This window comes from Methylopila musalis, from assembly GCF_042679725.1.
GTDB lineage: Bacteria > Pseudomonadota > Alphaproteobacteria > Rhizobiales > Methylopilaceae > Methylopila > Methylopila musalis.
In genome coordinates this window covers 1-2166 of the sequence record NZ_JBHTMX010000311.1, presented here as the reverse complement: position 1 = coordinate 2166, position 2166 = coordinate 1, and the positions used below count along the sequence as shown (strand labels likewise).

The 2166-nt window shown below is 73.4% G+C and carries 2 protein-coding genes; both read left to right on the top strand.

Annotated features, from left to right (window positions below):
* On the top strand, positions 1 to 1343 hold a 1343-nt coding region (locus ACFQ4O_RS17085), incomplete at its 5' end, for an aldehyde dehydrogenase family protein (RefSeq protein ID WP_378777518.1).
* Positions 1344 to 1744: 401 nt separating this feature from the next.
* Positions 1745 to 2166, top strand: a 422-nt coding sequence (locus tag ACFQ4O_RS17080; RefSeq protein ID WP_378777516.1) for a GntR family transcriptional regulator, incomplete at its 3' end; no start/stop codon positions are given.

Below are 2166 nucleotides of genomic sequence, written 5' to 3'. Positions count from 1 at the left end.
CGCTGGTGGCGGCGTGGCCGCAGGCGCGGATCGACGTGGCGGTCGCTGCGATCGGCTGGCGGCTGGCGGAGCCCGAGACCGCGCGCCGCCTCACCGAACGGGCCTGCGCCGAGACCGGCTTCGGCGCGCCGGACGATTCCCGCGCGCAGCTTCTGCGCCGGGTCCACGGCGTGCTGAACGACCTGCATGGCGTGACCACGCTCGGCCTGTTCGACGCCGACCCCGCCCGCGGCCTGCGCCGCTACGCCAAGCCCATCGGCGTGATCGGCGTGATGACGCCCGCGACCGCGCCGCTGTCGGCCATCGCCGTCAACGCCCTCAACGCGGTGAAGACGCGCAACGCCGCCATTTTCTGCCCGAACCCCGGCGTGCGCGAGGCCGCGCGCGAGGCGGTCGAGGTCATCCGCGCCGCGCTCGCCGAGGCGGGCGCGCCCGTGGACCTGATCCAGATCGTGGACGGGCCCGACCGGTTCGCGGCGCGGGAGCTCGCCGAATCCGTCGATCTGGTGATGGCGACAGGCGGCGCGGACACCGTGCGGCGCGTCACCTCCGCCGGACGCCCCGCTTACGCCGCCGGCCCCGGCAACGCGGTGGTGGTGATCGACGAAACCGCCGATCTCGCCCGCGCGGCGGACGCGGTGATGGCGGGCAAGACCTTCGACAACGGCACCTCCTGCTCGTCCGAAAGCTGCCTCGTGGTGGAGACCTCCCGGGAGGCGGCGCTGCGCGCGGCGATCGCGGAGCGCGGGGCCTACGTCTGCGACGCGGCCGAGGGGCTGCGCCTGCGCCGCGCCGTGTGGCCGGACGGTCGGCTGGCGCGGGCGGTGGTCGGCCGCCCCGCCACGAAGATCGCGGCGCTCGCGCGCATCCGGGCCCCAAAGGGGACGCGCGCGCTGGTCGCCGCCCTCGCCGAGCCGCTGGAGAACGATCCGCTCTGCGGCGAGAAGCTGTCGCCGGTGCTCGGCCTGATCGCCTATTCCGGCTTCGACGAGGCGGTGGCGCTGACGCGCCGGCTGACCACCATCTCCGGCCGCGGCCACAGCTGCGGCGTCCACACCGCGATCCCTGACCGGGTGGAGCGGCTGGCCGAGGCGGTCGAGGTGAGCCGCGTCATGGTCAACCAGTCCACCGGCTTCGGAAACAGCGGCGACGCCGGCAACGGCATGCCCTTCACCACCACCATCGCCTGCGGCTCCTGGGGCCGCGGCGCCACCAACGAAAACGTCCACTGGCGGCATTTCCTGAACTACACGTGGGTCTCCGAGCCAATCGCGCGCCCCTGGCTCGGCATGGAAGAACTCGCCGCGCCTTACCTCGCCACGCGGGTAGCGACCGAGGGCTGAGAGCTCGCATCGCCCTCTTCCTTGTCCCGGCCTTGAGCCGGGACCCAGAAACTCTGGCGTCTCCGGACAGAACGCGACATCCGGGACGCTCAATGCTCAGGCGTCGGCGTGTCTGGGTCCCGGCTCGGAGGCCGGGACAAGAAAGGGGGCTCCACGGCTCCGGACGCATGACGACGGAGCAGCACGCACGGCACCTACCCTTGTCCCGGCCTTGAGCCGGGACCCAGAAACGTCGGCGCATAAGGATGAGCCACTTCGTCCGATGTGCCCCTTCTGGAGACCTCAGCGTTTCTGGGTCCCGGCTCAAGGCCGGGACAAGGAAAGGCGGCGCTCGCTGTTCGATTGCCCTCCGCGCGCCGCCCTCCCATGATCGGGCGATCCGCCCCTCCGACCGAGGCCGCATGCGTTCGTCGTCTCCCTGGCCTCCCACGCTCACGACCGAGGGCGGCCCGCTCTATCAGCAGATCGTCGCCGCGCTCGACGCCGCCACGCGGGACGGGAGCTTGCGGGCGGGCGACCGCCTGCCGCCTCAGCTGCCGCTGGCGGAGGCGCTCGGCGTCGATCTCACCACCGTCACCCGCGCCTATGCGGAGGCGCGCCGGCGCGGGCTGATCGACGCCGTGACCGGGCGCGGCTCGTTCATCGCGCCCCGGCCGGAGCCCGCAGGGCCGGCGCTCGACCTCAGCATGAACATCCCGCCCGCGCCGCGCGGGGTGCGCCTTAGCGAAACCATCGCCCGGGGCGTCGCTGAGATCGCCGCCCGCGCCAGCATGGACGCGCTGATGTCCTATCATCCGGGCGCGGGCGCCTCCGCCGACCGCGC